General features: G+C 60.7%; 33 protein-coding genes. 31 read left to right on the forward strand and 2 right to left on the reverse strand.

The genetic code is table 11. The annotated features are described in order from the left end of the window. Positions 1-61 precede the first annotated feature (61 nt). From tuf to rplP, 12 genes are all read left to right on the forward strand, one after another. Positions 62-1,237: an elongation factor Tu gene (gene tuf / locus ACGYKA_RS14220; RefSeq protein WP_067260569.1), complete on the forward strand. Its 1,176-nt coding sequence runs from the start codon at positions 62-64 to the stop codon at positions 1,235-1,237. Between the two features lie 427 nt (positions 1,238-1,664). Further along, positions 1,665-1,985, forward strand: coding sequence for a 30S ribosomal protein S10 (rpsJ, locus tag ACGYKA_RS14225; RefSeq protein WP_067267998.1), 321 nt, complete (start codon positions 1,665-1,667; stop codon positions 1,983-1,985). Positions 1,986-2,003: 18 nt separating this feature from the next. Beyond that, complete coding sequence (rplC, locus tag ACGYKA_RS14230; RefSeq protein WP_209218388.1) at positions 2,004-2,882, forward strand: 50S ribosomal protein L3; 879 nt, start codon at positions 2,004-2,006, stop codon at positions 2,880-2,882. After that, positions 2,879-3,496, forward strand: a complete 618-nt coding sequence (gene rplD, locus ACGYKA_RS14235; RefSeq protein WP_067267960.1) for a 50S ribosomal protein L4 — start codon at positions 2,879-2,881, stop codon at positions 3,494-3,496. The genes rplC and rplD overlap by 4 nt, the downstream gene beginning before the upstream one ends. Then, positions 3,493-3,789, forward strand: a complete 297-nt coding sequence (locus ACGYKA_RS14240; protein WP_394415153.1) for a 50S ribosomal protein L23 — start codon at positions 3,493-3,495, stop codon at positions 3,787-3,789. The genes rplD and ACGYKA_RS14240 overlap by 4 nt, the downstream gene beginning before the upstream one ends. 398 nt (positions 3,790-4,187) lie before the next feature. Continuing rightward, complete coding sequence (locus ACGYKA_RS14245; RefSeq protein WP_394418355.1) at positions 4,188-5,219, forward strand: fatty acid desaturase; 1,032 nt, start codon at positions 4,188-4,190, stop codon at positions 5,217-5,219. A gap of 242 nt (positions 5,220-5,461) precedes the next feature. Beyond that, positions 5,462-6,604, forward strand: a complete 1,143-nt coding sequence (locus tag ACGYKA_RS14250) for a PRC-barrel domain-containing protein (protein WP_271688303.1) — start codon at positions 5,462-5,464, stop codon at positions 6,602-6,604. A gap of 311 nt (positions 6,605-6,915) precedes the next feature. Further along, positions 6,916-7,758 (forward strand): 50S ribosomal protein L2, encoded by an 843-nt coding sequence (rplB, locus tag ACGYKA_RS14255; RefSeq protein WP_067267965.1) that lies wholly within the window; start codon positions 6,916-6,918, stop codon positions 7,756-7,758. Positions 7,759-7,761: 3 nt separating this feature from the next. Beyond that, positions 7,762-8,040: a 30S ribosomal protein S19 gene (rpsS, locus tag ACGYKA_RS14260; protein WP_067267967.1), complete on the forward strand. Its 279-nt coding sequence runs from the start codon at positions 7,762-7,764 to the stop codon at positions 8,038-8,040. Between the two features lie 3 nt (positions 8,041-8,043). Next, positions 8,044-8,424: a 50S ribosomal protein L22 gene (gene rplV / locus ACGYKA_RS14265; protein WP_067267968.1), complete on the forward strand. Its 381-nt coding sequence runs from the start codon at positions 8,044-8,046 to the stop codon at positions 8,422-8,424. After that, the gene (gene rpsC / locus ACGYKA_RS14270) at positions 8,424-9,131 is read left to right on the forward strand and encodes a 30S ribosomal protein S3 (RefSeq protein WP_174859664.1); all 708 of its coding nucleotides are present in this window, start codon (positions 8,424-8,426) and stop codon (positions 9,129-9,131) included. The genes rplV and rpsC overlap by 1 nt, the downstream gene beginning before the upstream one ends. 13 nt (positions 9,132-9,144) lie before the next feature. After that, positions 9,145-9,558, forward strand: a complete 414-nt coding sequence (gene rplP / locus ACGYKA_RS14275; protein WP_007118841.1) for a 50S ribosomal protein L16 — start codon at positions 9,145-9,147, stop codon at positions 9,556-9,558. 72 nt (positions 9,559-9,630) lie between these two features. On the opposite strand, the gene ACGYKA_RS14280 is transcribed toward rplP, so the two are convergent. Continuing rightward, positions 9,631-10,185 (reverse strand): hypothetical protein, encoded by a 555-nt coding sequence (locus ACGYKA_RS14280; RefSeq protein WP_394411757.1) that lies wholly within the window; start codon positions 10,183-10,185, stop codon positions 9,631-9,633. 315 nt (positions 10,186-10,500) lie between these two features. Further along, entirely contained in the window at positions 10,501-11,124 is a 624-nt protein-coding gene (locus ACGYKA_RS14285) for a TIGR02466 family protein (protein ID WP_394411754.1), read from the reverse strand. Between the two features lie 181 nt (positions 11,125-11,305). On the opposite strand from ACGYKA_RS14285, the gene rpmC reads away from it, so the two are divergent. The 19 genes from rpmC to ACGYKA_RS14380 all read left to right on the forward strand — a co-directional run bounded on the left by rpmC (position 11,306) and on the right by ACGYKA_RS14380 (position 22,951). Next, positions 11,306-11,509, forward strand: a complete 204-nt coding sequence (gene rpmC, locus ACGYKA_RS14290) for a 50S ribosomal protein L29 (protein WP_209218384.1) — start codon at positions 11,306-11,308, stop codon at positions 11,507-11,509. Positions 11,510-11,523: 14 nt separating this feature from the next. Beyond that, positions 11,524-11,769, forward strand: coding sequence for a 30S ribosomal protein S17 (gene rpsQ / locus ACGYKA_RS14295; protein WP_067267977.1), 246 nt, complete (start codon positions 11,524-11,526; stop codon positions 11,767-11,769). 63 nt (positions 11,770-11,832) lie between these two features. Then, positions 11,833-12,201 carry a 50S ribosomal protein L14 gene (rplN, locus tag ACGYKA_RS14300; protein WP_005621870.1) on the forward strand — a complete coding sequence of 123 codons (369 nt, stop codon included), beginning with the start codon at positions 11,833-11,835 and terminating at the stop codon, positions 12,199-12,201. A 2-nt stretch (positions 12,202-12,203) separates the two neighbouring features. Next, entirely contained in the window at positions 12,204-12,515 is a 312-nt protein-coding gene (gene rplX / locus ACGYKA_RS14305) for a 50S ribosomal protein L24 (RefSeq protein ID WP_067267981.1), read from the forward strand. Beyond that, the gene (gene rplE / locus ACGYKA_RS14310) at positions 12,508-13,071 is read left to right on the forward strand and encodes a 50S ribosomal protein L5 (protein ID WP_209218383.1); all 564 of its coding nucleotides are present in this window, start codon (positions 12,508-12,510) and stop codon (positions 13,069-13,071) included. The genes rplX and rplE overlap by 8 nt, the downstream gene beginning before the upstream one ends. Before the next feature lie 18 nt (positions 13,072-13,089). Continuing rightward, positions 13,090-13,395, forward strand: coding sequence for a 30S ribosomal protein S14 (gene rpsN, locus ACGYKA_RS14315; protein WP_136720403.1), 306 nt, complete (start codon positions 13,090-13,092; stop codon positions 13,393-13,395). Positions 13,396-13,407: 12 nt separating this feature from the next. Beyond that, positions 13,408-13,800, forward strand: coding sequence for a 30S ribosomal protein S8 (rpsH, locus tag ACGYKA_RS14320; RefSeq protein WP_394411751.1), 393 nt, complete (start codon positions 13,408-13,410; stop codon positions 13,798-13,800). 10 nt (positions 13,801-13,810) lie between these two features. Then, positions 13,811-14,344, forward strand: coding sequence for a 50S ribosomal protein L6 (gene rplF / locus ACGYKA_RS14325; RefSeq protein ID WP_067267988.1), 534 nt, complete (start codon positions 13,811-13,813; stop codon positions 14,342-14,344). Between the two features lie 11 nt (positions 14,345-14,355). Beyond that, positions 14,356-14,715 (forward strand): 50S ribosomal protein L18, encoded by a 360-nt coding sequence (gene rplR / locus ACGYKA_RS14330; RefSeq protein WP_067267990.1) that lies wholly within the window; start codon positions 14,356-14,358, stop codon positions 14,713-14,715. Positions 14,716-14,884: 169 nt separating this feature from the next. Beyond that, positions 14,885-15,466, forward strand: a complete 582-nt coding sequence (gene rpsE, locus ACGYKA_RS14335) for a 30S ribosomal protein S5 (RefSeq protein WP_067267992.1) — start codon at positions 14,885-14,887, stop codon at positions 15,464-15,466. Positions 15,467-15,468: 2 nt separating this feature from the next. Next, positions 15,469-15,657 carry a 50S ribosomal protein L30 gene (gene rpmD / locus ACGYKA_RS14340; RefSeq protein ID WP_067267994.1) on the forward strand — a complete coding sequence of 63 codons (189 nt, stop codon included), beginning with the start codon at positions 15,469-15,471 and terminating at the stop codon, positions 15,655-15,657. A 431-nt stretch (positions 15,658-16,088) separates the two neighbouring features. Next, a complete protein-coding gene (gene rplO / locus ACGYKA_RS14345) occupies positions 16,089-16,571 on the forward strand; it encodes a 50S ribosomal protein L15 (RefSeq protein WP_067263142.1) in 483 nt (160 codons plus the stop codon). A 119-nt stretch (positions 16,572-16,690) separates the two neighbouring features. Next, positions 16,691-18,073, forward strand: coding sequence for a preprotein translocase subunit SecY (gene secY / locus ACGYKA_RS14350; RefSeq protein ID WP_209218380.1), 1,383 nt, complete (start codon positions 16,691-16,693; stop codon positions 18,071-18,073). Next, positions 18,070-18,717 carry an adenylate kinase gene (locus ACGYKA_RS14355; RefSeq protein ID WP_394411747.1) on the forward strand — a complete coding sequence of 216 codons (648 nt, stop codon included), beginning with the start codon at positions 18,070-18,072 and terminating at the stop codon, positions 18,715-18,717. The genes secY and ACGYKA_RS14355 overlap by 4 nt, the downstream gene beginning before the upstream one ends. Before the next feature lie 261 nt (positions 18,718-18,978). After that, complete coding sequence (rpsM, locus tag ACGYKA_RS14360) at positions 18,979-19,347, forward strand: 30S ribosomal protein S13 (protein WP_067263150.1); 369 nt, start codon at positions 18,979-18,981, stop codon at positions 19,345-19,347. 15 nt (positions 19,348-19,362) lie between these two features. After that, positions 19,363-19,752, forward strand: coding sequence for a 30S ribosomal protein S11 (gene rpsK, locus ACGYKA_RS14365; RefSeq protein WP_067263152.1), 390 nt, complete (start codon positions 19,363-19,365; stop codon positions 19,750-19,752). A gap of 114 nt (positions 19,753-19,866) precedes the next feature. Beyond that, positions 19,867-20,883: a DNA-directed RNA polymerase subunit alpha gene (locus ACGYKA_RS14370; RefSeq protein ID WP_007118862.1), complete on the forward strand. Its 1,017-nt coding sequence runs from the start codon at positions 19,867-19,869 to the stop codon at positions 20,881-20,883. Positions 20,884-21,046: 163 nt separating this feature from the next. Continuing rightward, positions 21,047-21,463, forward strand: a complete 417-nt coding sequence (gene rplQ, locus ACGYKA_RS14375; RefSeq protein WP_067263154.1) for a 50S ribosomal protein L17 — start codon at positions 21,047-21,049, stop codon at positions 21,461-21,463. 114 nt (positions 21,464-21,577) lie between these two features. Beyond that, complete coding sequence (locus tag ACGYKA_RS14380) at positions 21,578-22,951, forward strand: trypsin-like peptidase domain-containing protein (RefSeq protein ID WP_394411744.1); 1,374 nt, start codon at positions 21,578-21,580, stop codon at positions 22,949-22,951.

Here is a 22,951-nt window from a genome sequence, read left to right on the forward strand (position 1 = left end):
CCAAATCGTTGGGTGTGTGCTGCGCATACACCATTGAGAAAGACCAAAAGGAGCCAACACCATGGCAAAGGCAAAGTTTGAACGCACCAAACCGCACGTCAACATCGGCACGATCGGCCACGTTGACCACGGTAAAACCACGCTGACCGCGGCGATCACCAAATACTTCGGTGACTTCCAAGCGTATGACCAGATCGACGGCGCGCCCGAAGAGAAGGCCCGCGGCATCACCATCTCGACCGCGCACGTCGAGTATGAGACCGAGAACCGTCACTACGCCCACGTCGACTGCCCCGGCCACGCTGACTATGTGAAAAACATGATCACCGGTGCGGCGCAGATGGACGGCGCGATCCTGGTTGTGAACGCGGCCGACGGCCCGATGCCCCAGACCCGCGAGCACATCCTGCTTGGCCGTCAGGTTGGCATCCCCGCCATGGTCGTCTTCATGAACAAAGTTGACCAGGTTGACGACGAAGAGCTGCTCGAGCTCGTCGAGATGGAAATCCGCGAACTGCTGTCCTCCTACGACTACCCCGGCGATGACATCCCCGTTGTTGCAGGTTCCGCTCTGGCGGCGATGGAAGGCAACAAGCCCGAGATCGGCGAAGAGTCCATCAAGAAGCTGATGGCCGAGGTTGACGCCTACATCCCGACACCTGAGCGTGCCGTGGACCAGCCCTTCCTGATGCCGGTCGAAGACGTCTTCTCGATCTCCGGTCGTGGTACCGTTGTGACAGGCCGTGTCGAGCGTGGCGTGATCAACGTTGGCGACGAAATCGAAATCGTCGGCATCCGCGACACCAAGAAAACCACCTGCACCGGCGTGGAAATGTTCCGCAAGCTGCTGGACCGTGGTGAAGCTGGCGACAACATCGGCGCCCTGCTGCGCGGCGTTGAGCGTGACGGCGTTGAGCGTGGTCAGGTTCTCTGCAAGCCCGGCTCCGTGACCCCGCACACCAAGTTCGAAGCCGAAGCCTACATCCTCACCAAAGAGGAAGGTGGCCGTCACACGCCGTTCTTCGCGAACTACCGTCCGCAGTTCTACTTCCGTACAACTGACGTGACCGGCACCGTTCAACTGGCAGAAGGCACCGAGATGGTCATGCCCGGCGACAACGTGTCCTTCGGCGTTGAGCTGATCGCACCGATCGCCATGGAAAACGGCCTGCGCTTCGCGATCCGCGAAGGTGGCCGGACTGTTGGCGCGGGCGTCGTTTCCAAAATCACTGAGTGATTTTGAAACGGACCTGGTGGGCGGCAGTCGCTCCGCAGGAGCGATGAGAGCCCATCCCCTGGCCTGACCGGGGACCACGGTTCAGATATTCGAAAGGCCGCAGCTTTTGCTGCGGCCTTTTGCTTTGGCGGGAGAGGGGCCTTTGGCGTGCGCGTGATACTGGGGGAGACGGCGCGTTTTCCGGTTGTGATTGAACGCGGACGGGGTGCGCGGTCACGCCGGGGCGGCGTGACTTTGCGCACTGGTTCTAAAAACACGGGGGTTTTTAGAACCCTCTTGCCACTTGCTTTGATTCCCCCTATAGGACGCGCATCGAACCGGGGTGCGTCAGACGCGCCCCGTTTGATTTATTACCAAGGCGCGAAGAGGGGGCCGGATGAGCCTGCTTCCTCCAATCCGTTAGAATCCCAAAACAAGGGATATGCATATGGCCGTTCAAAGCCAGAACATCCGCATTCGCCTGAAGGCGTTTGACTACCGGGTGCTCGATGCCTCCACTCAGGAAATCGTCAGCACCGCCAAGCGCACAGGCGCTTCGGTTCGCGGTCCCATTCCGCTGCCGAACAAGATCGAGAAATTCACCGTTCTTCGTGGTCCCCACGTCGACAAGAAATCCCGTGACCAGTTTGAAATCCGCACGCATAAGCGTCTGCTGGATATCATCGATCCGACCCCCCAGACCGTGGACGCGCTGATGAAGCTCGACCTCGCCGCTGGCGTGGACGTCGAGATCAAGCTGCAATCGTAAAGCCGGGAGGGTAATCATATGTTGCGCTCAGGCGTTATTGCAAAAAAAGTCGGCATGACCCGGCTGTTCATGGAAGACGGCAAGCAGATCCCTGTGACCGTTCTTCAGTTGGACAAGCTTCAGGTTGTCGCACAGCGCACCGCGGACCGCGACGGCTACACCGCTGTTCAGCTCGGTGCCGGTTCGGCGAAAGCCAAACGTACAAGCCAAGCCATGCGTGGCCACTTCGCCGCGGCGAAGGTGGAACCCAAGCGCAAGCTGGCCGAGTTCCGCGTCGATGCGGACGCGATGATCAACGTCGGTGAGGAAATCACCGCTGACCATTACTTCGCCGGTCAGTATGTTGACGTTGCAGGCACATCGATCGGTAAAGGTTTTGCCGGTGCCATGAAGCGTCACAACTTCGGCGGTCTGCGGGCGACACACGGTGTCTCCATCAGCCACCGTTCGCACGGCTCCACCGGCCAGTGTCAGGATCCCGGCAAGGTTTTCAAAGGCAAAAAAATGGCCGGCCACATGGGTGCTGCCCGTGTCACCACGCAGAACCTCGAGGTCGTCAAGACCGACAGCGCGCGTGGCCTGATCATGGTCAAAGGCGCCGTTCCCGGCTCCAAAGGTGGCTGGGTCACCGTCAAGGATGCGGTCAAAAAACCGTTCCCCGAAGATGCGATCCTGCCCGCCGCTCTGAAATCCGCCGCTGACGAAGCTGCGAAAGCCGCCGAAGAGGCCGCCGCCGCAGCCGCCGCAGAGGCAGAAGCCGAAGCCAAGCGTTTGGCCGAAGAGCAAGCCGCACAGGAAGCTGAAGCGTTGAAAGCCGCAGAAGCCGAAATCGCAGCTGAAGGTTCGGATGCCGACAATTCCGATGCCGACGCTGACAAGAAAGAAGGTGACGCATGAAACTCGATGTCATCAAACTCGACGGTGGCAAAGCCGGGTCCGTAGACTTGGACGAAGCCCTGTTCGGCCTGGAGCCGCGTGCCGACATCCTGCACCGCGTCGTGCGCTGGCAGCGTAACAACGCGCAGCAGGGGACGCACAAGGTCAAGACCCGGTCCGAGACCAGCTACTCGACCAAGAAGATCTATCGCCAGAAGGGCACCGGCGGCGCACGTCACGGTGACCGCAACGCGCCGATCTTCCGCAAGGGTGGTATCTACAAGGGTCCGACCCCGCGCAGCCACGGCCACGAGCTGACCAAGAAGTTCCGCAAGCTGGGCCTGCGCCACGCGCTGTCCGCCAAAGCAAAAGCCGGTTCGCTGGTCATCATCGACGAAGCAACCTCCGAGGGCAAAACCGCCGCTCTGGCCAAGCAGGTCTCGAACCTGGGCTGGAAACGCGCGCTGGTCATCGATGGCGCTTCGGTCAACGAGAACTTCGCACAGGCCGCGCGCAACATCGATGGGTTGGACATCCTGCCGTCGATGGGCGCAAACGTCTATGACATCCTCAAGCGTGATACTCTGGTGATCACCAAAGCGGGGATTGAAGCATTGGAGGCACGCCTGAAATGAGCGCCAAGCATCAACACTACGACGTGATCCGCAAGCCGGTCATTACCGAGAAGGCAACCATGGCGTCCGAACAGAACGCCGTCGTCTTCGAAGTTGCGATCGAAAGCAACAAGCCGATGATCAAAGAGGCCGTTGAGGCGCTCTTTAACGTCAAGGTGAAGGCCGTGAACACGACCATCACCAAAGGCAAGGTCAAGCGTTTCCGGGGCCAAATGGGCCGCCGTAAGGACGTGAAAAAGGCCTATGTGACGCTCGAAGAGGGCAACACGATCGACGTCTCCACCGGGCTCTGATTGCCGGTTAGACATTTGGAAAAGGCCTCCGCATTGCGGGGGCCTTTTTCGTTTCGGGGATGCGCCGGGGCCCGGGACAAGCCGCAGGCGCCGGGCCATCGCCTGCCCGCCCGGACGGGTAGGCGATTTGGTGAGTCTGGACGTGACCTCGCAAAAGCACATCTCGGTTGTACCATAAAGTGGCACCAAGGTCCGTCAGATCGCCGACCCGCGGGCAGGCGCTGGCCCTCGGAGCATGCATGCCACCCCGGCCATGGACTAGCCACAGGCTCAACCCTCCCCCCAAAGCAGGCTGTTTCCAGCCTAAATGCCGCGACGTAACGGCAAAGGGTGACGCGGGCGTTGCTTGCGGCGTGCTTTCCTCTACAAGACCTCGGATAACGACAAAAAGCAGGTCCATGTCCCACGAAAAATCTACCTCCGGCGCGTCTGCGGACGTGTCGAACGCGCGCGACTGGGTGCGCGTGCTGGCCCGTTACCGCGAGCCGAGCACTTGGCGCAGCAGTTTTGAACTGGCGATCACGCTCGGTCCCTTTATCCTCCTTTGGGCGCTGGCTTGGTGGGCGCTCTCAGTCAGCGGCTGGCTGGCACTCGCGATCTCGCTGGTGAACGCGGGCTTCTTGCTGCGGCTCTTCGCGATCCAACACGACTGCGGCCATGCGGCCTTTTTCAGCAGTCGCCGCACCAGCGATTGGGTGGGCCGCGCGCTCGGGGTGCTGACGCTGACGCCCTATGACGTGTGGCGTCGCACCCATTCGATTCACCACTCTTCAGCCGGGAACCTTGGCCGTCGCGGCATTGGCGATATTCACACGCTCACGGTTGCGGAGTATCGCGCGCTTGGGCTGTTCGGGCGGCTGCATTACCGCCTGTATCGGAACCCGATCGTGCTTTTTGGTCTTGGGCCGACCTATCTCTTCTTCGTGCAGAACCGCGTGCCACTGGGACTGATGGCGCAGATCCGCTATTGGCTGAGCGCGATGGGCACCAATCTGACGATCCTCGCAGCACTTGCGGTGATCTTCTATTTCGGGGGGATCATGCCCATTCTGCTGATCTTCGTACCCAGCACCCTTCTGGCGGCCACGGCGGGCATGTGGTTGTTCTATGTGCAGCACCAGTTCGAGACGACCCATTGGGAAGAGAATGACGCTTGGGACCTGCATGACGCGGCCTTTCACGGCTCCTCGCATTACATCCTGCCGCGTCCCTTGCAGTGGCTGAGCGCCAATATCGGCATTCACCATGTGCACCACCTCTACAGCCGCATTCCCTTCTATCGCCTGCCGGAAGTGCTGCGCGATCATGTCGCCTTGGCGGAGGGGAACCGGATGACCATCCGCGAGAGCCTTGCCAACGCGCGGCTGCATCTGTGGGATGAGAAAAGCAAGCGCCTGTTGTCTTTCGCGCAGGCGCGCCGCGTCGCCTGAAGCCGCAGGATTTGGCTATGATCTAGGCCCCCGCTTTGGCGGGGGTCTTTGCATTTGGAGGGCTGTCATTACCTTCGCGCGATCTTCTCGGCTGCGCGTTCAATCATGCGGCGACCCCGGAAAAGTTCCGAAAAAAAGCCATCAATTTATTCGGAACAGAGCAGAAAGCTGCCGGTTGTCTCACCGTGGAAAACGGGGTGCTGCGCGCCTCACTTATCGTAAACGAACACGGGAGAGACCTAATGATCTATACCAAAACACTCATGGCTGGCGTATCCGCCGTTGCCCTTTTCGCGGCCGCTCCGGTTCTGGCGCAGGATGCGACAGAGAACGTCGAAGAGACCATCGAGCGCAACGCCGAAGTTGAAGCCGAGATGGAAGCCGAAGTCGAAGGTGGCGCAGCCGCGACCGCGAATGTTGCTGGCGGCCAAGTGGTTGTCGAGCAGGAAGACGCCGAAGTTGACGTGACCGTTCCCGAGCCCGATGTGAACGTCTCGCAGGACGCACCCGTTGTGACCGTTGAGCAGGGCCAGCCCGAAGTGAACGTCGCCGTTCCCGAGCCGACCGTTCGCGTGCAGCAGCAGGCCCCAATCATCACGGTAGAGCAGGCACAGCCGCAGGTTACCGTGCGCATCCCCGAGCCGGTCGTGACTGTGCAGGTCCCGAAGCCGCAGGTTGACGTGGACACCGGCGAGCCGATCGTTGATCTCGAGCAGCCCGAACCCGTCGTGAAGTTCGTGCGCCCCGAACCGAAAGTGACCATCGAAGAAGCCGAGCCGCGCGTGACCGTTGAGCAGGCCGAAGCCGATGTGAACGTGGCCGAATCCGAAGAAGCCCGCGTCGACGTTGAACAGCAAGAAGCAAACGTGAACGTGCAGCAGGGCGAAGACGCGAATGTTGTCGTCGAAGAAGCCGAAGCGCCGCAGGTCAACGTTGAAGGTGCCGAAGGCGCCGAGATCGACGTTGAGCAAGAGCAAGCGCGCGTGCTGATGGAAGACTTTAACGCGGATGAGCAGGGCAATATGGCCGAAGAAGACCGTGCCCGCTATCAGGAGAACGTGCAGCGTCTGCCGATCTTCAACCTGACCGCCGAAGAACTGACTGGCCGCAGCGTTGCAACCGAGACCGGTGAAGACGTTGGCGAAATCGACTTCATCGGCGTCCGTGGTGACACCGTTGTTGCGATCATCGGCGTCGGTGGTTTCCTTGGTATGGGCGAAAACGAAGTCGCCATTCCGGTTGAGAAGCTGATCATGCGTGAAGACGAAGTCATCGTTCCCGGCGTGACCGAAGAGCGTCTGGAAAGCATGCCGGAATTCAACGAAGCCGAAGTTGAAATCCTCGACCCCGGTATGCGTCTGGCCGAGAGCGTTGGCCTTGACTAATACCCGCTTTGGGTAACTGCTAATCCAATACAAGAAGGCGCTTCGGCGCCTTCTTTTCTTTTGTGCGGGGCAGGGGGAGGATTTTCGCAATGCCCACTGGACGGGCTGTTGCGAACCTGTTAGGTCGCCACATCGGCTCAGACCCCGGATTCGTCCGGGGTTTGGCTATTTGAACGATCCCGGTGGTTGGGATGCCTGCCTCGCAAGAGATTTAAACCCATCCACCACTCCCACAGGGGACCTTCGGGGCCCTATAACCAACGCGCTTTCACCTCGGTGCGAGCGTGCCTAGCAAACGGAAGACAGAGAACATGGCACTCAAGTCGTACAAACCGACGACGCCAGGCCAGCGTGGACTGGTACTGATCGACCGTTCGGAGCTGTGGAAAGGCCGCCCGGTCAAAGCCCTTACTCAGGGTCTGACCAAATCCGGTGGCCGGAACAACACCGGACGAATCACAATGCGTCGTACGGGTGGTGGTGCAAAGCGCCTCTACCGTATCGTTGATTTCAAGCGTAACAAGCTGGACATGTCCGCTGTTGTCGCGCGGATCGAATATGACCCCAACCGCACAGCCTTCATCGCACTGATCCAGTACGAAGACGGCGAGCAGGCCTACATCCTGGCCCCGCAGCGTTTGGCCATCGGCGACAAGATCATCGCCGGCGCCAAAGTGGACATCAAGCCCGGCAACGCGATGCCTTTCTCGGGCATGCCGATCGGTACGATCGTCCACAACATCGAGATGAAGCCCGGCAAAGGCGGTCAGATCGCCCGTGCCGCCGGCACCTACGCCCAGTTCGTGGGTCGTGACGGTGGCTACGCTCAGATCCGTCTGAGCTCCGGCGAGCTGCGTCTCGTGCGTCAGGAATGCATGGCCACCGTCGGTGCCGTCAGCAACCCCGACAACTCCAACCAGAACTACGGTAAAGCGGGCCGCATGCGTCACAAGGGCATCCGTCCCTCTGTGCGTGGTGTGGTGATGAACCCGATCGACCACCCGCACGGCGGTGGTGAAGGCCGGACCTCTGGTGGTCGTCACCCGGTTACTCCTTGGGGTAAGCCGACGAAGGGTGCCAAGACCCGCAACAAGAACAAAGCGTCCAGCAAGCTTATCATCCGCTCGCGTCACGCCAAGAAGAAGGGGCGTTAATCAATGGCTCGTTCAGTATGGAAAGGTCCTTTTGTTGACTCTTATGTCCTCAAAAAGGCAGAGGCTTCCCGTGAGGGCGGTCGTAACGAAGTGATCAAGATCTGGTCGCGCCGCAGCACGATCCTGCCCCAGTTCGTGGGTCTGACGTTCGGCGTCTACAACGGTCACAAGCACATTCCTGTCAACGTCAGCGAAGAAATGATCGGTCAGAAGTTCGGCGAATACTCCCCGACTCGGACCTACTACGGTCATGCCGCCGACAAAAAAGCGAAGCGGAAATAAGCCATGAGCAAGGATAAGAATCCCCGCCGCGTGGCAGACAACGAAGCAATGGCAAAGCTGCGCATGCTTCGTACGAGCCCGCAGAAACTGAACCTGGTTGCTGCCCTCATCCGTGGCAAGTCCGTGGACAAGGCGCTGACCGACCTGACCTTCTCCAAGAAGCGGGTCGCGCAGGACGTGAAGAAATGCCTTCAGTCCGCCATCGCCAACGCGGAAAACAACCACAACCTGGACGTCGATGAGCTGATCGTGGCCGAGGCCTATGTCGGCAAGAACCTGACCATGAAGCGCGGTCGCCCGCGGGCCCGTGGCCGGTTCGGCAAGATCATCAAGCCGTTTGCCGAGATCACGATCAAAGTGCGTCAAGTTGAGGAGCAAGCCTGATGGGTAACAAAGTCAATCCGATCGGTATGCGCCTTCAGGTGAACCGCACCTGGGACAGCCGCTGGTACGCCGACACCAAGGATTATGGTGATCTTCTGCTCGAAGACCTCGCGATCCGTGACTTCATCAAGAAAGAGTGCCACCAGGCCGGTGTTGCCCGTGTGATCATCGAGCGTCCGCACAAGAAGTGCCGCGTCACGATCCACACAGCACGCCCCGGTGTCATCATCGGCAAGAAAGGCGCGGACATCGAGACGCTGCGCCAGAAGATCGCCAAGATGACCAAGTCGGAACTGCACCTCAACATCGTTGAGATCCGCAAGCCCGAGCTGGACGCACATCTGGTTGGTGAAAGCATCGCACAGCAGCTGGAGCGCCGGGTGTCCTTCCGCCGCGCCATGAAACGTGCCGTGCAGAACGCCATGCGCATGGGCGCACTGGGCATCCGCGTGAACCTCGCGGGTCGTCTGGGTGGGGCCGAGATCGCGCGTACCGAATGGTACCGCGAAGGTCGCGTGCCGCTGCACACATTGCGTGCCGACATCGATTACGCGCATGTCGAGGCGGCCACCGCCTACGGCATCATCGGGATCAAGACCTGGATCTTCAAAGGCGAGATCATGGAACATGACCCCGCCGCGCGTGACCGCAAGGCACAGGAACTCCAAGACGGCCCAGCACCTCGCGGTGCCGGCGGTCGTCGCTAAGGGGGAATGACAAATGCTTCAACCAAAGCGTACTAAATTCCGCAAGCAGTTTAAGGGCTCCATCAAGGGTCTGGCGAAGGGCGGGTCCGACCTGAACTTCGGCACCTATGGCCTGAAGGCACTGCAGCCGGAGCGGGTTACCGCCCGTCAAATCGAAGCGGCACGCCGTGCCATGACGCGTCACATGAAGCGTCAGGGCCGTGTCTGGATCCGCATCTTCCCGGACGTTCCGGTGACCTCCAAGCCCGTCGAAGTTCGTATGGGTAAAGGTAAAGGTTCCGTCGACTTCTGGGCCGCCAAGGTCAAGCCGGGCCGCATCATGTTCGAGATCGACGGTGTCGGTGAAGACGTGGCGCGCGAAGCCCTGCGTCTGGCAGCCATGAAGCTGCCGATCAAGACCCGGGTTGTGGTCCGCGAGGACTGGTAAGCCCGTAGCCCCGCAAGGGGCGGCTGAGAGAAAAGAAACCCCCGTCGAGCGATCGGCGGGGGTTTTGTTTTGTCAGTCTTCGCGGTCCAGTGCGAGCCAGAGTTTCCCGTCCCGGTAGCCGCCTTTCACCAGATGGCCCGGGGTGCGGATCTCGGGGTGGGCCTCGCTCCAATCCCGGAACTGGTCCCTGCTGACGATCCGGCCGCGGTGATCGCGGGCCGCTTTCAAAATGTAGGGATCGGCGGGCGTGCCTTTCGGGACGACCATCACGCGGCTTGCGGGCAGGTCGAGCTGGCTGCTCAACGCCTTGTCATGTTGATACCGGCCAATGAGGCGGTATCCTGCGTTGGCGTCGAAGACCACGCAAGGTGATTGTCCGCGCGCGCGGAGTTCGTCCACTACCTCGCGCACAGCGCGAATGTCAGGTGCTCCGGTTTTCCAGAACATGACGTTGGAGCCGTCGACGATGACCCAGTCTTTGTGCCCCCGGCGGAGCGATCGCAGGAGGAGGATCGCGCTGGCGATGGCGCAGGGCAGGGCGATGAGCAGCAGGTCGCGGAATGTGGGGTACAGGAAGGCGGCGACCGTGGCGGCGGCTGAGGCGAGGAAGAGCAGGCGGAGAAACATGGCGATGCGAATGACCTTTTGAAAGCGTTCAACTGTCGGTCAAGTTTTCCATCAGGGCAAGAAGCCTGTCACTGCCACCCCGGCCCGATCCGCGCCGCAGGCGCCGGGCCATCGCCTGCCCGCCCGTCACGCCAGAAGCCGTGCCAGAATATACGAGGCGCACCTTTGGTGCGACCGGGTAGGCGATTTGGTAGAGTTGGGCGCAACTTCGCGGGCGCACATCACAGTTGAGATACAAAGTGGCACGAGGCACCGGCGGATCGCCGACCCGCGGGCAGGCGATGGCCCTCGCGTGCAGGCCGCAGGTGCCGAACCTCAGCTCTCCCAGTTGTAGTTAAAACTCACCGAAACCCGATCCTCCTCGATCATGTTCATCGGCACCTCGTGCCGCAGCCAGCTTTCCCACAGCAGCACGTCGCCCGCTTCGGGGGCCACATAGATGAAAGGCCGCAGTTCCTCGCGCGCGTCCTTCATCCGGCCCGGCGCGGCCATCATCATCGGCAGGCGCGGGTCTTCGAAACGGATCGCGCTGGCGCCCTCGGGCATGGTCACATAGGTCGTGCCTGAAATCACCGAATGCGGGTGGATATGTGAGGTGTGGATGCCGCCCTCGGGCAGGATGTTCAGCCACAGCGAGTCGAGCACCAATTTACGCTCACCAAGATCGAATTGCAGGTCCTTGGCAAAGGCCGCGACATGTTTGTCGAGCGATTTGACCAAATCCTTAAAGATCGGAAAGCGGTAGGGCAGGTCATCCAGCGAGGCATAGGAGGTGTAGCCCGCATAGCCATTCTCTTCGCACCAGTCCTGACCGGCCTCATCATCCTCGGCAATCGAGAAGCAAGAGGCTGCCAGTTCATCGGTGTCGATGGGCTTGCCGTGGTCCGACAGGGCGGCGTGATAGAGGCGGGTGGCGAAAAGCGATTTGATGTTTGACATAGCTCCTCCTTACGCCGAACATACCCCTATCGCCAGCCTATTTGCGCCAAAAGCGCAGATGCGGGTCAACGGGGGTTGCCATGTGGGACCTCAACGCGTATTGGCACCTTTCATCATGAACTCCACCAGAATCATGGTCACCCTAACAGGGGCCTACTGGTGATGTTGAAAGGAAGAGGCCGTGAAAGCCAGCGAACTGCATGACAAGACGCCGGACCAGCTCCGCGACGAGCTTGTGAACCTGAAAAAAGAATCCTTCAACTTGCGTTTCCAGCAGGCCACCGGCCAGCTGGAGAACTCCGCACGTCTGAAGACTGTTAAGCGTGACGTGGCCCGTGTCCACACCGTGCTGAACCAGAAAGCCGCTGCTGCGGCAGCCGAATAATAGGAGCCTGAAACATGCCCAAGCGTATCCTTACAGGCACCGTGACATCGGACGCCAACGCACAGACAGTTTCCGTTTCCGTAGAGCGCCGCTTTACGCATCCGGTTCTGAAAAAGACCATCCGTAAGTCCAAAAAGTACCGGGCTCACGATGAGAACAACACGTTCAAGGTGGGCGACACTGTGCGCATCATCGAATGTGCCCCCAAGTCGAAAACCAAACGTTGGGAAGTTCTGACTTCGGACAAAGCCGAGGCCTGAGCCCCTTAAACGAAACCCTGGGATGAGGGCCGCATCGCCCCCCAGAAGGTCGGGAGAAACCAAATGATCCAGATGCAGACCAACCTGGATGTTGCTGACAACAGCGGCGCGCGCCGTGTTCAGTGCATCAAGGTCCTGGGTGGTTCCAAGCGTAAATACGCGTCCGTCGGCGACATCATCGTCGTGTCGGTCAAGGAAGCCATCCCGCGTGGTCGTGTGAAAAAGGGCGACGTCCGCAAGGCCGTCGTCGTTCGCACCGCCAAGGAAGTTCGTCGTGAAGATGGCACCGCCATCCGCTTCGACCGCAACGCCGCTGTTATCCTGAATAACAACAACGAGCCGGTCGGCACCCGTATCTTCGGGCCGGTCGTTCGTGAGCTGCGCGCGAAGAACTTCATGAAAATCATCTCGCTCGCTCCGGAGGTGCTGTAATCATGGCTGCTAAACTTCGCAAAGGTGACAAGGTCATCGTCCTGTCCGGCAAGGACAAAGGCAAGACGGGCACCATCTCGTCGGTTGACCCCAAGTCGAACAAGGCCATCGTTGACGGCGTGAAAATCGCCATCCGCGCCACGCGCCAGACACAGACATCTCAAGGCGGCCGCATCCCCAAGGCGATGCCGATCGACCTGAGCAACCTCGCACTGGTGGATGCCAATGGCAAAGCCACCCGCGTGGGATTCAAAATCGAAGGCGACAAGAAAGTGCGCTTTGCCAAGACCACGGGGGACGTGATCGATGCTTGATACCGCAACCTACACACCCCGCCTTCAGGCCGAATACCGCGAGAAGATCCGCGCCGCCCTGAAAGAGGAATTCGGCTACAAGAACGACATGATGATCCCCAAGCTGGACAAGATCGTTCTGAACATCGGCTGCGGTGCCGAAGCCGTGCGCGACAGCAAAAAAGCCAAGTCGGCTCAGGAAGACCTGACCGCGATTGCAGGCCAGAAGGCTCTGACAACCGTGGCCAAGAAATCCATCGCTGGTTTCCGCGTGCGTGAGGACATGCCTTTGGGTGCGAAAGTCACCCTGCGTGGCGACCGTATGTACGAATTCCTTGATCGTCTGATCACGATCGCAATGCCCCGTATCCGCGACTTCCGCGGCATCTCGGGCAAGAGCTTTGACGGCCGTGGCAACTACGCCATGGGCTTGAAAGAGCATATCGTGTTCCCCGAAATCGACTTCGACAAAGTTGACGAGACTTGGGGTATGGACATCGTGATCGCCACCACGGCGAAAACCGACGCTGAAGCCAAGGCGCTGTTGAAAGCATTCAACATGCCCTTCAATTCATAAGCGCGGGAAGGATTAGAAATGGCTAAGAAATCCATGATTGAGCGCGAGAAGAAGCGCGAAGCACTGGTTAAGAAGTACGCTGACAAGCGCGCGGCTCTGAAAGAGATCGTGAGCGACGAAAGCAAACCGATGGAAGAGCGTTTCCGCGCTTCCCTGAAACTGGCGAAACTGCCGCGCAACAGCTCTGCTGTGCGTCTGCACAACCGTTGCCAGCTGACGGGCCGCCCCCACGCCTACTATCGTAAACTGAAAATTTCGCGGATCGCGCTGCGGGACCTTGGCTCTTCCGGCCAGATTCCCGGCATGGTCAAGTCGAGCTGGTAAGGAGCGCATCAGATGAACGATCCTATCGCAGATATGCTGACACGCATCCGTAACTCTTCGCTGCGCGGCAAATTCACCGTCATGACACCGGCTTCCAAGCTGCGTGCATGGGTTCTGGATGTGCTGGCCGACGAAGGCTACATCCGCGGCTATGAAAAAGTCACGGGCGCCGATGGCCACCCCGCCATCGAGATCAGCCTCAAGTACTACGAAGGCGAACCTGTTATTCGCGAGCTCAAGCGGGTTTCCAAGCCCGGTCGCCGCGTCTACATGGCCGTCAATGACATTCCCGTCGTCCGTCAGGGCCTCGGCGTGTCGATTGTCTCCACCTCCAAAGGTGTGATGTCGGACGCATCTGCACGGTCTGCCAATGTTGGCGGCGAAGTGCTCTGCACCGTATTCTAAGGAGAAGACAATGTCTCGTATCGGTAAGAAACCAGTCGCTATGCCTTCGGGTGTCTCGGCAGAGGTGAGCGGTCAGACCATCGAAGTGAAGGGCCCCAAGGGCACCCGCAGCTTCCGTGCCACTGATGACGTGAGCCTCGCGGTCGAAGACAACGCCATCACTGTGACACCGCGCGGCAAGTCCAAGCGCGCCCGTCAGCAGTGGGGCATGTCCCGCACCATGATCGAAAACCTTGTGACCGGCGTCACCACGGGCTTCAAGAAAGAGCTTGAAATCCAGGGTGTTGGTTATCGTGCGGCCATGAACGGCAACACGCTGAAACTGAACCTCGGCCTGAGTCACGATGTCGACTACGTTGCGCCCGAGGGCGTGACCGTGACGGCACCCAAGCAGACCGAAATCGTTGTGGAAGGCATCGACGAACAGCTCGTTGGTCAGGTTGCCGCGAACATCCGCGCATGGCGCAAGCCCGAGCCCTATAAGGGCAAAGGCATCCGCTATAAGGGCGAGTTCATCTTCCGCAAAGAAGGCAAGAAGAAGTAAGGAACGGATTGATGGCAAATACCAAACGACAGCTGTTCCTGAAGCGCCGCATGCGCGTTCGGAACAAACTCCGCAAAGTCAACGCCGGGCGTCTTCGCCTGTCGGTACACCGTTCGTCCAAGAACATCTCGGCCCAGCTGATCGACGATGTGAACGGCGTGACACTGGCCTCCGCCTCCTCCATGGAGAAGGATCTGGGCGTGGTTGGCAAAAACAACATCGAAGCAGCGACCAAAGTCGGTGCCGCGATTGCCGAACGTGCCAAGAAAGCCGGCGTCGAAGAAGCATACTTCGACCGTGGCGGCTTCCTCTTCCACGGCAAGGTGAAGGCTCTGGCCGAAGCCGCGCGTGAAGGCGGTTTGAAGATCTGATTGTGCGGTGCGTGGGCAACCACGCACCCGCTTTCATACGAAGGCTATGCCCCGTGCATAGCTCTCCTGCGAAGAGGGCCGGGAAGGCCCTCTCGATGATCCGGGGGCCATCGGCTCACCAGGATTGATCCTAAGGGCCGGTGAGGCCACAGAAAAAGGAAGATGCCAGATGGCAAGAGATGACAACCGTGGGGGCAACCGCCGCAACCAACGCGACGAGACCCCGGAATTCGCTGACCGTCTGGTCGCGATCAACCGCGTGTCCAAGACCGTTAAGGGTGGTAAGCGTTTCGGCTTCGCCGCACTCGTGGTCGTGGGCGATCAGAAAGGCCGCGTCGGCTTTGGTAAGGGTAAAGCGAAAGAAGTGCCCGAGGCCATCCGCAAGGCGACCGAGCAAGCCAAGCGTCAGATGATCCGCGTGCAACTGCGCGAAGGCCGCACCCTGCACCACGATATGCACGGTCGCCACGGCGCTGGCCGCGTCATCATGCGCACAGCACCTGAAGGTACTGGTATCATCGCCGGTGGTCCGATGCGTGCCGTGTTCGAGATGCTGGGCGTGAAAGACGTTGTGTCCAAATCGGTCGGTTCGCAGAACCCCTACAACATGATCCGCGCCACTTTGGACGGTCTGAAGAAAGAGCAATCGCCCCGTTCCGTCGCGCAGCGTCGCGGCAAGAAAGTGGCTGACATTCTGCCCAAGCGTGAAGACAACGTAGAGTCCTCCGCTCAAGTGGCTGAGGAGGCATAAGCATGGCCAAGACACTCGTAATCAAGCAGGTCGGTTCGCCGATCCGCCGCCCCGCCAAACAGCGCGCAACGCTGGTCGGCCTCGGCCTGAACAAAATGGGTCGCACCCGTGAGCTGGAAGATACACCTTCCGTGCGCGGCATGATCAACAAGGTCTCGCATATGGTCGAGATCGTTGAAGAGAAAGGCTGAACCTAGGTTTCAGCGGTAGGGTCGAAGACCACCCTACGAAAGCGCCTCGCAGGGACCTGCGGGGCGTTTTGCTTTGTGGCGCAGGGGCGTCGTTCCGTGGGATCGCAGGCCCGGAAACAAGCCGAAGGCGCCGGGCCATCGGCTGCGCGTACCGGCAGGCCGGCGATTTGGTTGGGCTGGGCACGACCTTGATAGAGTACACTATCGCTGCGCCATGAAGTGGGTCGGATAGCCGTTAAGATCGCCACCCCACGGGCAGGCGCTGGCCCTCGTGGCTGCGCAAAAAGCCCTAGGCGCCATGCCCCCCTTGTCACGCCCCCCGCCATCCCCTATACGCCCCCGGTGGCCCGTGTTGGGTCGCAATGGAATCGCAACGCCGCGTTTGGCCACTCCCGTCGCTGGGGGCCATTTCCGGCATAAGGAGAAGCGACATGAAACTGCACGAACTTTCCGACAACGAAGGCGCAGCCAAGAAGCGTATGCGCGTTGGCCGTGGTCCCGGCTCTGGCAAGGGTAAAATGGGTGGCCGTGGTATCAAGGGTCAGAAGTCCCGCTCGGGTGTGAGCATCAACGGCTACGAAGGCGGCCAGATGCCCATCTACCAGCGTCTGCCCAAGCGCGGCTTCAACAAGCCGAACCGCAAATCCTTCGCTGTCGTTAACCTGGGCCTGATCCAGAAATTCATCGACGCGAAGAAACTCGACGCCGGCAACACAATCGACGCCGCAGCACTGGTCGCGTCCGGTCTGGTCCGTCGTGAGCTGGACGGTATCCGCGTTCTGGCCAAGGGTGACATCACCTCCAAGATCGACCTGAACGTTGCTGGCGCTTCCAAGTCCGCCATCGAGGCGGTCGAGAAGGCAGGCGGCAAGGTGACCGTGACCGCCCCCAAGGCGGCCGAGGCATCCGAGTAAAGCGGCCTTAAGGCTTGTGAGCGGCGCGCGAGCCGCTTACATAACCTCAAGTTTTCCCGAACGCCGCCCGCCGGAAAACGGCCCGGGCGGCGTTTTCGCAACAAGAGAAGAGACCCCTCATGGTATCTGCCGTCGAAAACATGGCCGCGAACACGAGCTGGTCCGCATTGGGCAAGGCAACAGACCTGCGCAACCGGATTCTGTTCACGCTCGGGCTGCTTATCGTTTACCGCCTTGGCACCTTCATTCCGGTTCCCGGCATCGACGGTGGCGCGCTGCGTGACTTTATGGAGAGCGCAGGCCAAGGCATCGGCGGCATGGTGTCGATGTTCACCGGCGGCGCGCTTGGCCGGATGGGGATCTTCGCTCTGGGCATCATGCCCTATATCTCGGCCTCGATCATCGTTCAGTTGCTGACCTCCATGGTGCCTGCGCTGGAACAGCTCAAGAAAGAGGGCGAGCAGGGGCGCAAGAAGATTAACCAATACACGCGCTACGGCACCGTGGCGCTGGCGACTTTGCAGTCCTATGGCCTTGCCGTGAGCCTTCAGGCCGGTGACATCGTGGCCGATGGCCAGATGGGTTTCGGCTTTATCGCGGCCTGTATGATTACCCTCGTGGGCGGCACCATGTTCCTGATGTGGCTGGGTGAGCAGATCACCGCACGCGGCATCGGCAACGGCATTTCGCTGATCATCTTCGTGGGCATCATCGCTGAGGTTCCCGCCGCCATCGCGCAGTTCTTCGCCTCGGGCCGTTCGGGCGCTATCAGCCCCGCCGTTATTGTGGGCGTCTTGGTCATGGTGATCGCGACGATCATGTTCGTGGTCTTCATGGAGCGCGCCCTGCGCAAGATTCACATCCAATACCCGCGCCGCCAAGTCGGCATGAAGATGTACGACGGCGGCACCAGCCACTTGCCGGTGAAGGTGAACCCGGCGGGCGTGATCCCGGCGATCTTCGCCTCCTCGCTGCTGCTGTTGCCGGTCACCGTCAGCACCTTCTCGGGCAATTCCACCAGCCCGGTGATGTCTTGGCTCTTGGCGAACTTCGGCCCCGGTCAGCCCCTTTACCTGCTGTTTTTCGTGGGCATGATCGTCTTCTTCGCCTATTTCTATACCTTCAACGTCAGCTTCAAACCCGATGACGTGGCCGACAACCTGAAGAACCAGAACGGCTTCGTGCCCGGCATCCGCCCCGGCAAGCGTACCGCCGAGTATCTGGAGTATGTGGTCAACCGCATCCTCGTCCTCGGCTCGGCCTATCTGGCGGCGGTCTGTGTTCTGCCTGAGATTCTGCGCGGCCAGTTCGCCATTCCCTTCTACTTCGGCGGCACCTCGGTGCTGATCGTGGTCTCGGTCACCATGGACACGATCCAACAGGTTCAGAGCCATCTGCTGGCGCATCAGTATGAAGGTCTGCTTGAGAAGTCTCAGCTGCGCGGCAAGGGCGCGGGCAAAGGCAAAGGTACACGCAAGAAACGGAGCCCCGTACGTCGATGAATATTATCCTACTCGGGCCTCCGGGCGCAGGCAAAGGCACCCAAGCACGTTATCTGGTCGAGACCCGCAACATGGTTCAGCTGTCCACCGGCGACATGCTGCGTGAAGCCAAGGACAGCGGCACAGAGATGGGCAAGATCGTGGCCGACGTGATGGACCGCGGCGCGCTCGTCACCGATGAGATCGTCATCGGTCTGATCCGCGAGAAGCTCACCGACAAGGCTGAGCATGGCGGCTTTATCTTCGACGGCTTCCCCCGTACGTTGGCGCAGGCCGATGCGCTGGCCGATCTGATGGCGCAAGAGGGCCAGACCCTCGACGCTGTGATCGAGATGAAGGTCGACGATGAGGCGCTGGTCGCGCGCATCACCGCCCGTTCCACCTGCGCAAGCTGTGGCGAGGTTTACAACGACCTGACCAAACCGATCCCCGAAGATGGTAAATGCACCAACTGCGGCGGGACCGAGTTCAAGCGCCGCGCCGACGACAATGAGGAAAGCCTCAAGACCCGTCTGATGGCCTATTACAAACAGACCTCTCCGCTGATCGGCTACTACTATGCCAAAGACATGCTTAACGGCGTGAACGGTCTGGGCCAGATCGAAGAAGTGCGCGGCGCGATCGCGCAGGTTCTCGACAAGTGACTTCCCGGCGGCGCGGGGCAGAGGGCGCTGTCCTTTGCCTTCGCGCTGCCGATCAGCCTTGAGTTTTGAGCGGGCCTTGACGCCCTCAGAAAAACCTCATAGTCACCCCTATCTCGTAAGAGAATCAAATTGCGGCGAGGGTTTCGCCCGACCCCGCAAGATCACCTGATCAGCCTTAGCCCGATGGTCTTACCGCCTCGGGCTTGTGTTGTGAAAAAAGGGTCTGGAATCACGGACCCGCAACGAAAAGGAATAGCTAACGTGGCACGTATTGCCGGCGTAAACATCCCGACTGCAAAGCGGGTTCCCATCGCCCTCACCTATATCACCGGTATTGGCAGCTCCTCCGCCAAGGCCATCTGCGAAGCTGTCGGCATCGACGAGACCCGCCGGGTCAACGAACTGTCTGACGCCGAAGTTCTGGCCGTGCGTGAGCACATCGACGCCAACTACACCGTCGAAGGCGACCTGCGTCGTGACACGCAGATGAACATCAAGCGCCTGATGGACCTCGGCTGCTACCGTGGCCTGCGCCACCGTCGCAACCTGCCGGTTCGCGGTCAGCGTACCCATACCAACGCACGCACACGCAAAGGCCCCGCGAAGGCCATTGCTGGCAAGAAGAAATAAGGGAGGGTCCGATCAATGGCACGCGATAAGACACGCACCAAGCGTAAGGTCTCCAAGAACATCGCCGCAGGCGTGGCGCATGTGAACTCGAGCTTTAACAACACCAAGATCCTGATCTCGGACGTGCAGGGCAACGCGATCTCCTGGTCGTCCGCTGGCACCATGGGCTTCAAAGGGTCGCGCAAGTCGACACCCTATGCCGCCCAGATGGCCGCCGAAGATGCGGGCCGCAAGGCGCAGGATCACGGCGTCAAGACGCTGGAAGTCGAAGTGCAGGGCCCCGGTTCGGGCCGCGAGAGCGCCCTTCGCGCCCTGGCTGCCGCCGGTTTCAACATCACCTCGATCCGTGATGTGACCCCGATGGCCCACAACGGCTGCCGCCCGCCCAAACGCCGCCGCGTTTAAGCCGGGACTGTTTTACATGGGGTCGCGCCTTGCGTGCGGCCCCATACCGCTTTTCAGAAACCTCGAGCGTTTGTGTCATTTGGACATGAGGCACAAACAAGGATGGAGGGACGCATGATCCACAAGAATTGGGCTGAATTGATCAAGCCGCAACAGCTTGACGTCAAACCGGGCAACGACCCGGCCCGTCAGGCAACCGTCATGGCCGAACCGCTGGAGCGGGGCTTCGGTCTGACCCTCGGCAACGCGCTGCGCCGCGTGCTGATGTCCTCGCTGCAGGGCGCGGCGATCACCTCCGTGCAGATCGACAACGTGCTGCACGAGTTTTCCTCCGTCGCCGGTGTGCGCGAAGACGTGACCGACATCATCCTGAACCTCAAGGGCGTCAGCCTGCGCATGGAAGTTGAAGGCCCCAAGCGCCTGTCGATCTCTGCCAAGGGTCCGGGTGTCGTCACCGCCGGTGACATCTCCGAATCCGCCGGCATCGAGATTCTGAACCGCGAGCATGTGATCTGCCACCTCGATGACGGTGCGGATGTCTACATGGAGCTGACCGTCAACACCGGCAAGGGCTATGTCTCCGCCGACAAGAACAAGCCGGAAGACGCGCCCATCGGTCTCATCCCGATCGACGCGATCTATTCGCCGGTCAAGAAGGTCTCCTACGACGTGCAGCCGACCCGTGAGGGCCAGGTGCTGGACTATGACAAGCTGACCATGAAGGTCGAAACAGACGGCTCCATCACGCCGGACGACGCCGTGGCCTTCGCCGCGCGCATCCTGCAGGATCAGCTTGGCATCTTCGTCAACTTCGACGAGCCGGAATCGGCGTCCCGTCAGGACGACGACGACGGTCTCGAGTTCAACCCGCTGCTGCTTAAGAAGGTCGACGAGCTGGAGCTTTCGGTCCGTTCGGCGAACTGCCTGAAGAACGACAATATCGTCTACATCGGCGACCTGATCCAGAAGACCGAAGCCGAGATGCTGCGCACCCCGAACTTCGGCCGCAAGTCCTTGAACGAGATCAAGGAAGTGCTGTCGGGCATGGGGCTGCACCTCGGGATGGACGTCGAAGACTGGCCGCCAGAGAACATCGAAGACCTCGCCAAGAAGTTCGAGGATTCGTTCTAAGATACGGTGCCCGGAAACTTTCAAAGTTTCCGGGGCCGATTTCTTTTAAAGAAATCGGGTGCCGTTACGACCGGGCGCACGCCCCAAGGAGAGCTCGTGACACGCATCGCGGGCCAGACAAAGCAAAACCGCCCGTAGAGGGCATCACCATTGGAGTAAGACAATGCGTCACGCACGTGGATACCGCCGCCTGAACCGTACACATGAACACCGCAAGGCGCTGTTCTCGAACATGGCAGGCTCGCTCATCGAGCATGAGCAGATCAAGACCACCTTGCCTAAAGCCAAGGAACTGAAGCCGATCATCGAAAAGATGATCACGCTGGCCAAGCGCGGCGACCTGCACGCCCGCCGTCAGGCCGCGTCGAAGCTGAAAGAAGACCAGTATGTCGCCAAGCTGTTCGACGTGCTGGGCCCGCGCTACAAAGACCGTCAGGGTGGCTACGTCCGCGTTCTGAAGGCCGGCTTCCGCTATGGTGACATGGCGCCGATGGCGATCATCGAATTCGTCGACCGCGACCGCGACGCCAAGGGTGCCGCCGACAAGGCGCGTCTGGCCGAGGAAGAAGCGGCGGAATAAGATCCCCGCCATGGTTATTCGGAAAGCCCCGCCCTCGGCGGGGCTTTTCTTTTGCAGGGGAGAGTGACGGAAAACGCAGTTGCACCGGCCCCACTCCCTGCGCATATCTGGGGCATGAGAACCCTTGCCCTGATCCTCATGCTACTGGTCGCGCCCGCGATGGCGCAGCAGGTTCCAAGCTCCGCCGCACAGATGCAGTTGAGCTTTGTGCCGCTTGTCAAAGAGGCCGCGCCGGCGGTGGTTAATATCTACGCCCGCACCATCACCAAGGCCCGCCGCACGCCGCTGCAGGCCGATCCCTTCTTCGAACGCTTTTTTCGCGATCCCTTCTCCGAGCGGCCCCGGGTGCAGAACTCGCTTGGCTCCGGCGTGATCCTCTCGGCCGACGGGATCGTCGTGTCGAACTACCATGTCGTCGGCACCGCCACCGACATCCGCGTGGTGCTGAACGACCGGCGCGAGTACAGCGCCCGGGTGCTTCTGGGCGATGCCGACAGCGATCTGGCGATCCTCAAACTCGAAGGCGCGGAGGGGCTGCCGTTTCTTGAGTTGCGCGACAGCGACGCGGTAGAGGTGGGCGAGCTGACGCTGGCCATCGGCAATCCCTTCGGCGTGGGCCAGACCGTCTCGAGCGGGATCGTCTCGGGGCTGGCGCGCTCCGGCGCCGCGGGCGGGGGCGGACAGGGCTATTTCATCCAGACCGACGCGCCGATCAACCCGGGCAATTCCGGCGGGGCGCTCATTGACATGGGCGGACGGCTCATCGGGGTGAATACCTCGATCCTGACGCGCTCGGGCGGCAGCAACGGCATCGGTTTTGCCATTCCCGCCGATCTGGTGGCCGCCTTCGTCGCACAGGCCCGCGCCGGGGAGGCCGCTTTCCAGCGCCCCTGGGCGGGACTTTCGGGCCAGCCGGTCGATGCTGACATGGCCGGGCCCTTGGGGCTGGACCGTCCGGGCGGGATCATCGTTTCCGGGCTGCATCCCGCCAGCCCCTTCAACAGCGCGGGGCTAAAGGTCGGCGACGTGATCGTCAGCGTTGACGACCAGCCGGTGAACACGCCCGCCGAGATGATCTACCGCATGTCGGTGGCAGGTCTGGGTCATTCCGCCCGCGTGGGCGTCATGCGCGAAGGGCGGCTGCATGAGGTGACTGTGGCCCTGGTCGCCGCGCCCGACGTGCCGGACCGGGCCGAGGTCACCTTGGGCGCGCGCAGCCTGCTGCCGGGGTTGAAAACGGCGCGGATCAACCCGGCGGTCATTGCCGAGATGAACTTGCCCTTGGAAAGCGCGGGCGTCGTAGTGCTCGACGCCGGGCGTTTCGGCCCGCGCGTGGGGCTCAGGGACGGCGACGTGATTGTCTCGGTCAACGGCGTGGCGGTAGCAGATACCGCCGCCCTCGTGGCGCTGCTCTCGGGGCAGGTGCGCCGCGTCCAGATGGTGATACAACGCGGTGATCGGCGCATGGCGCTGCGGTTCAGGGGGTAG

Source organism: Sulfitobacter sp. 1A15106 (assembly GCF_043556995.1).
GTDB lineage: Bacteria > Pseudomonadota > Alphaproteobacteria > Rhodobacterales > Rhodobacteraceae > Sulfitobacter > Sulfitobacter faviae.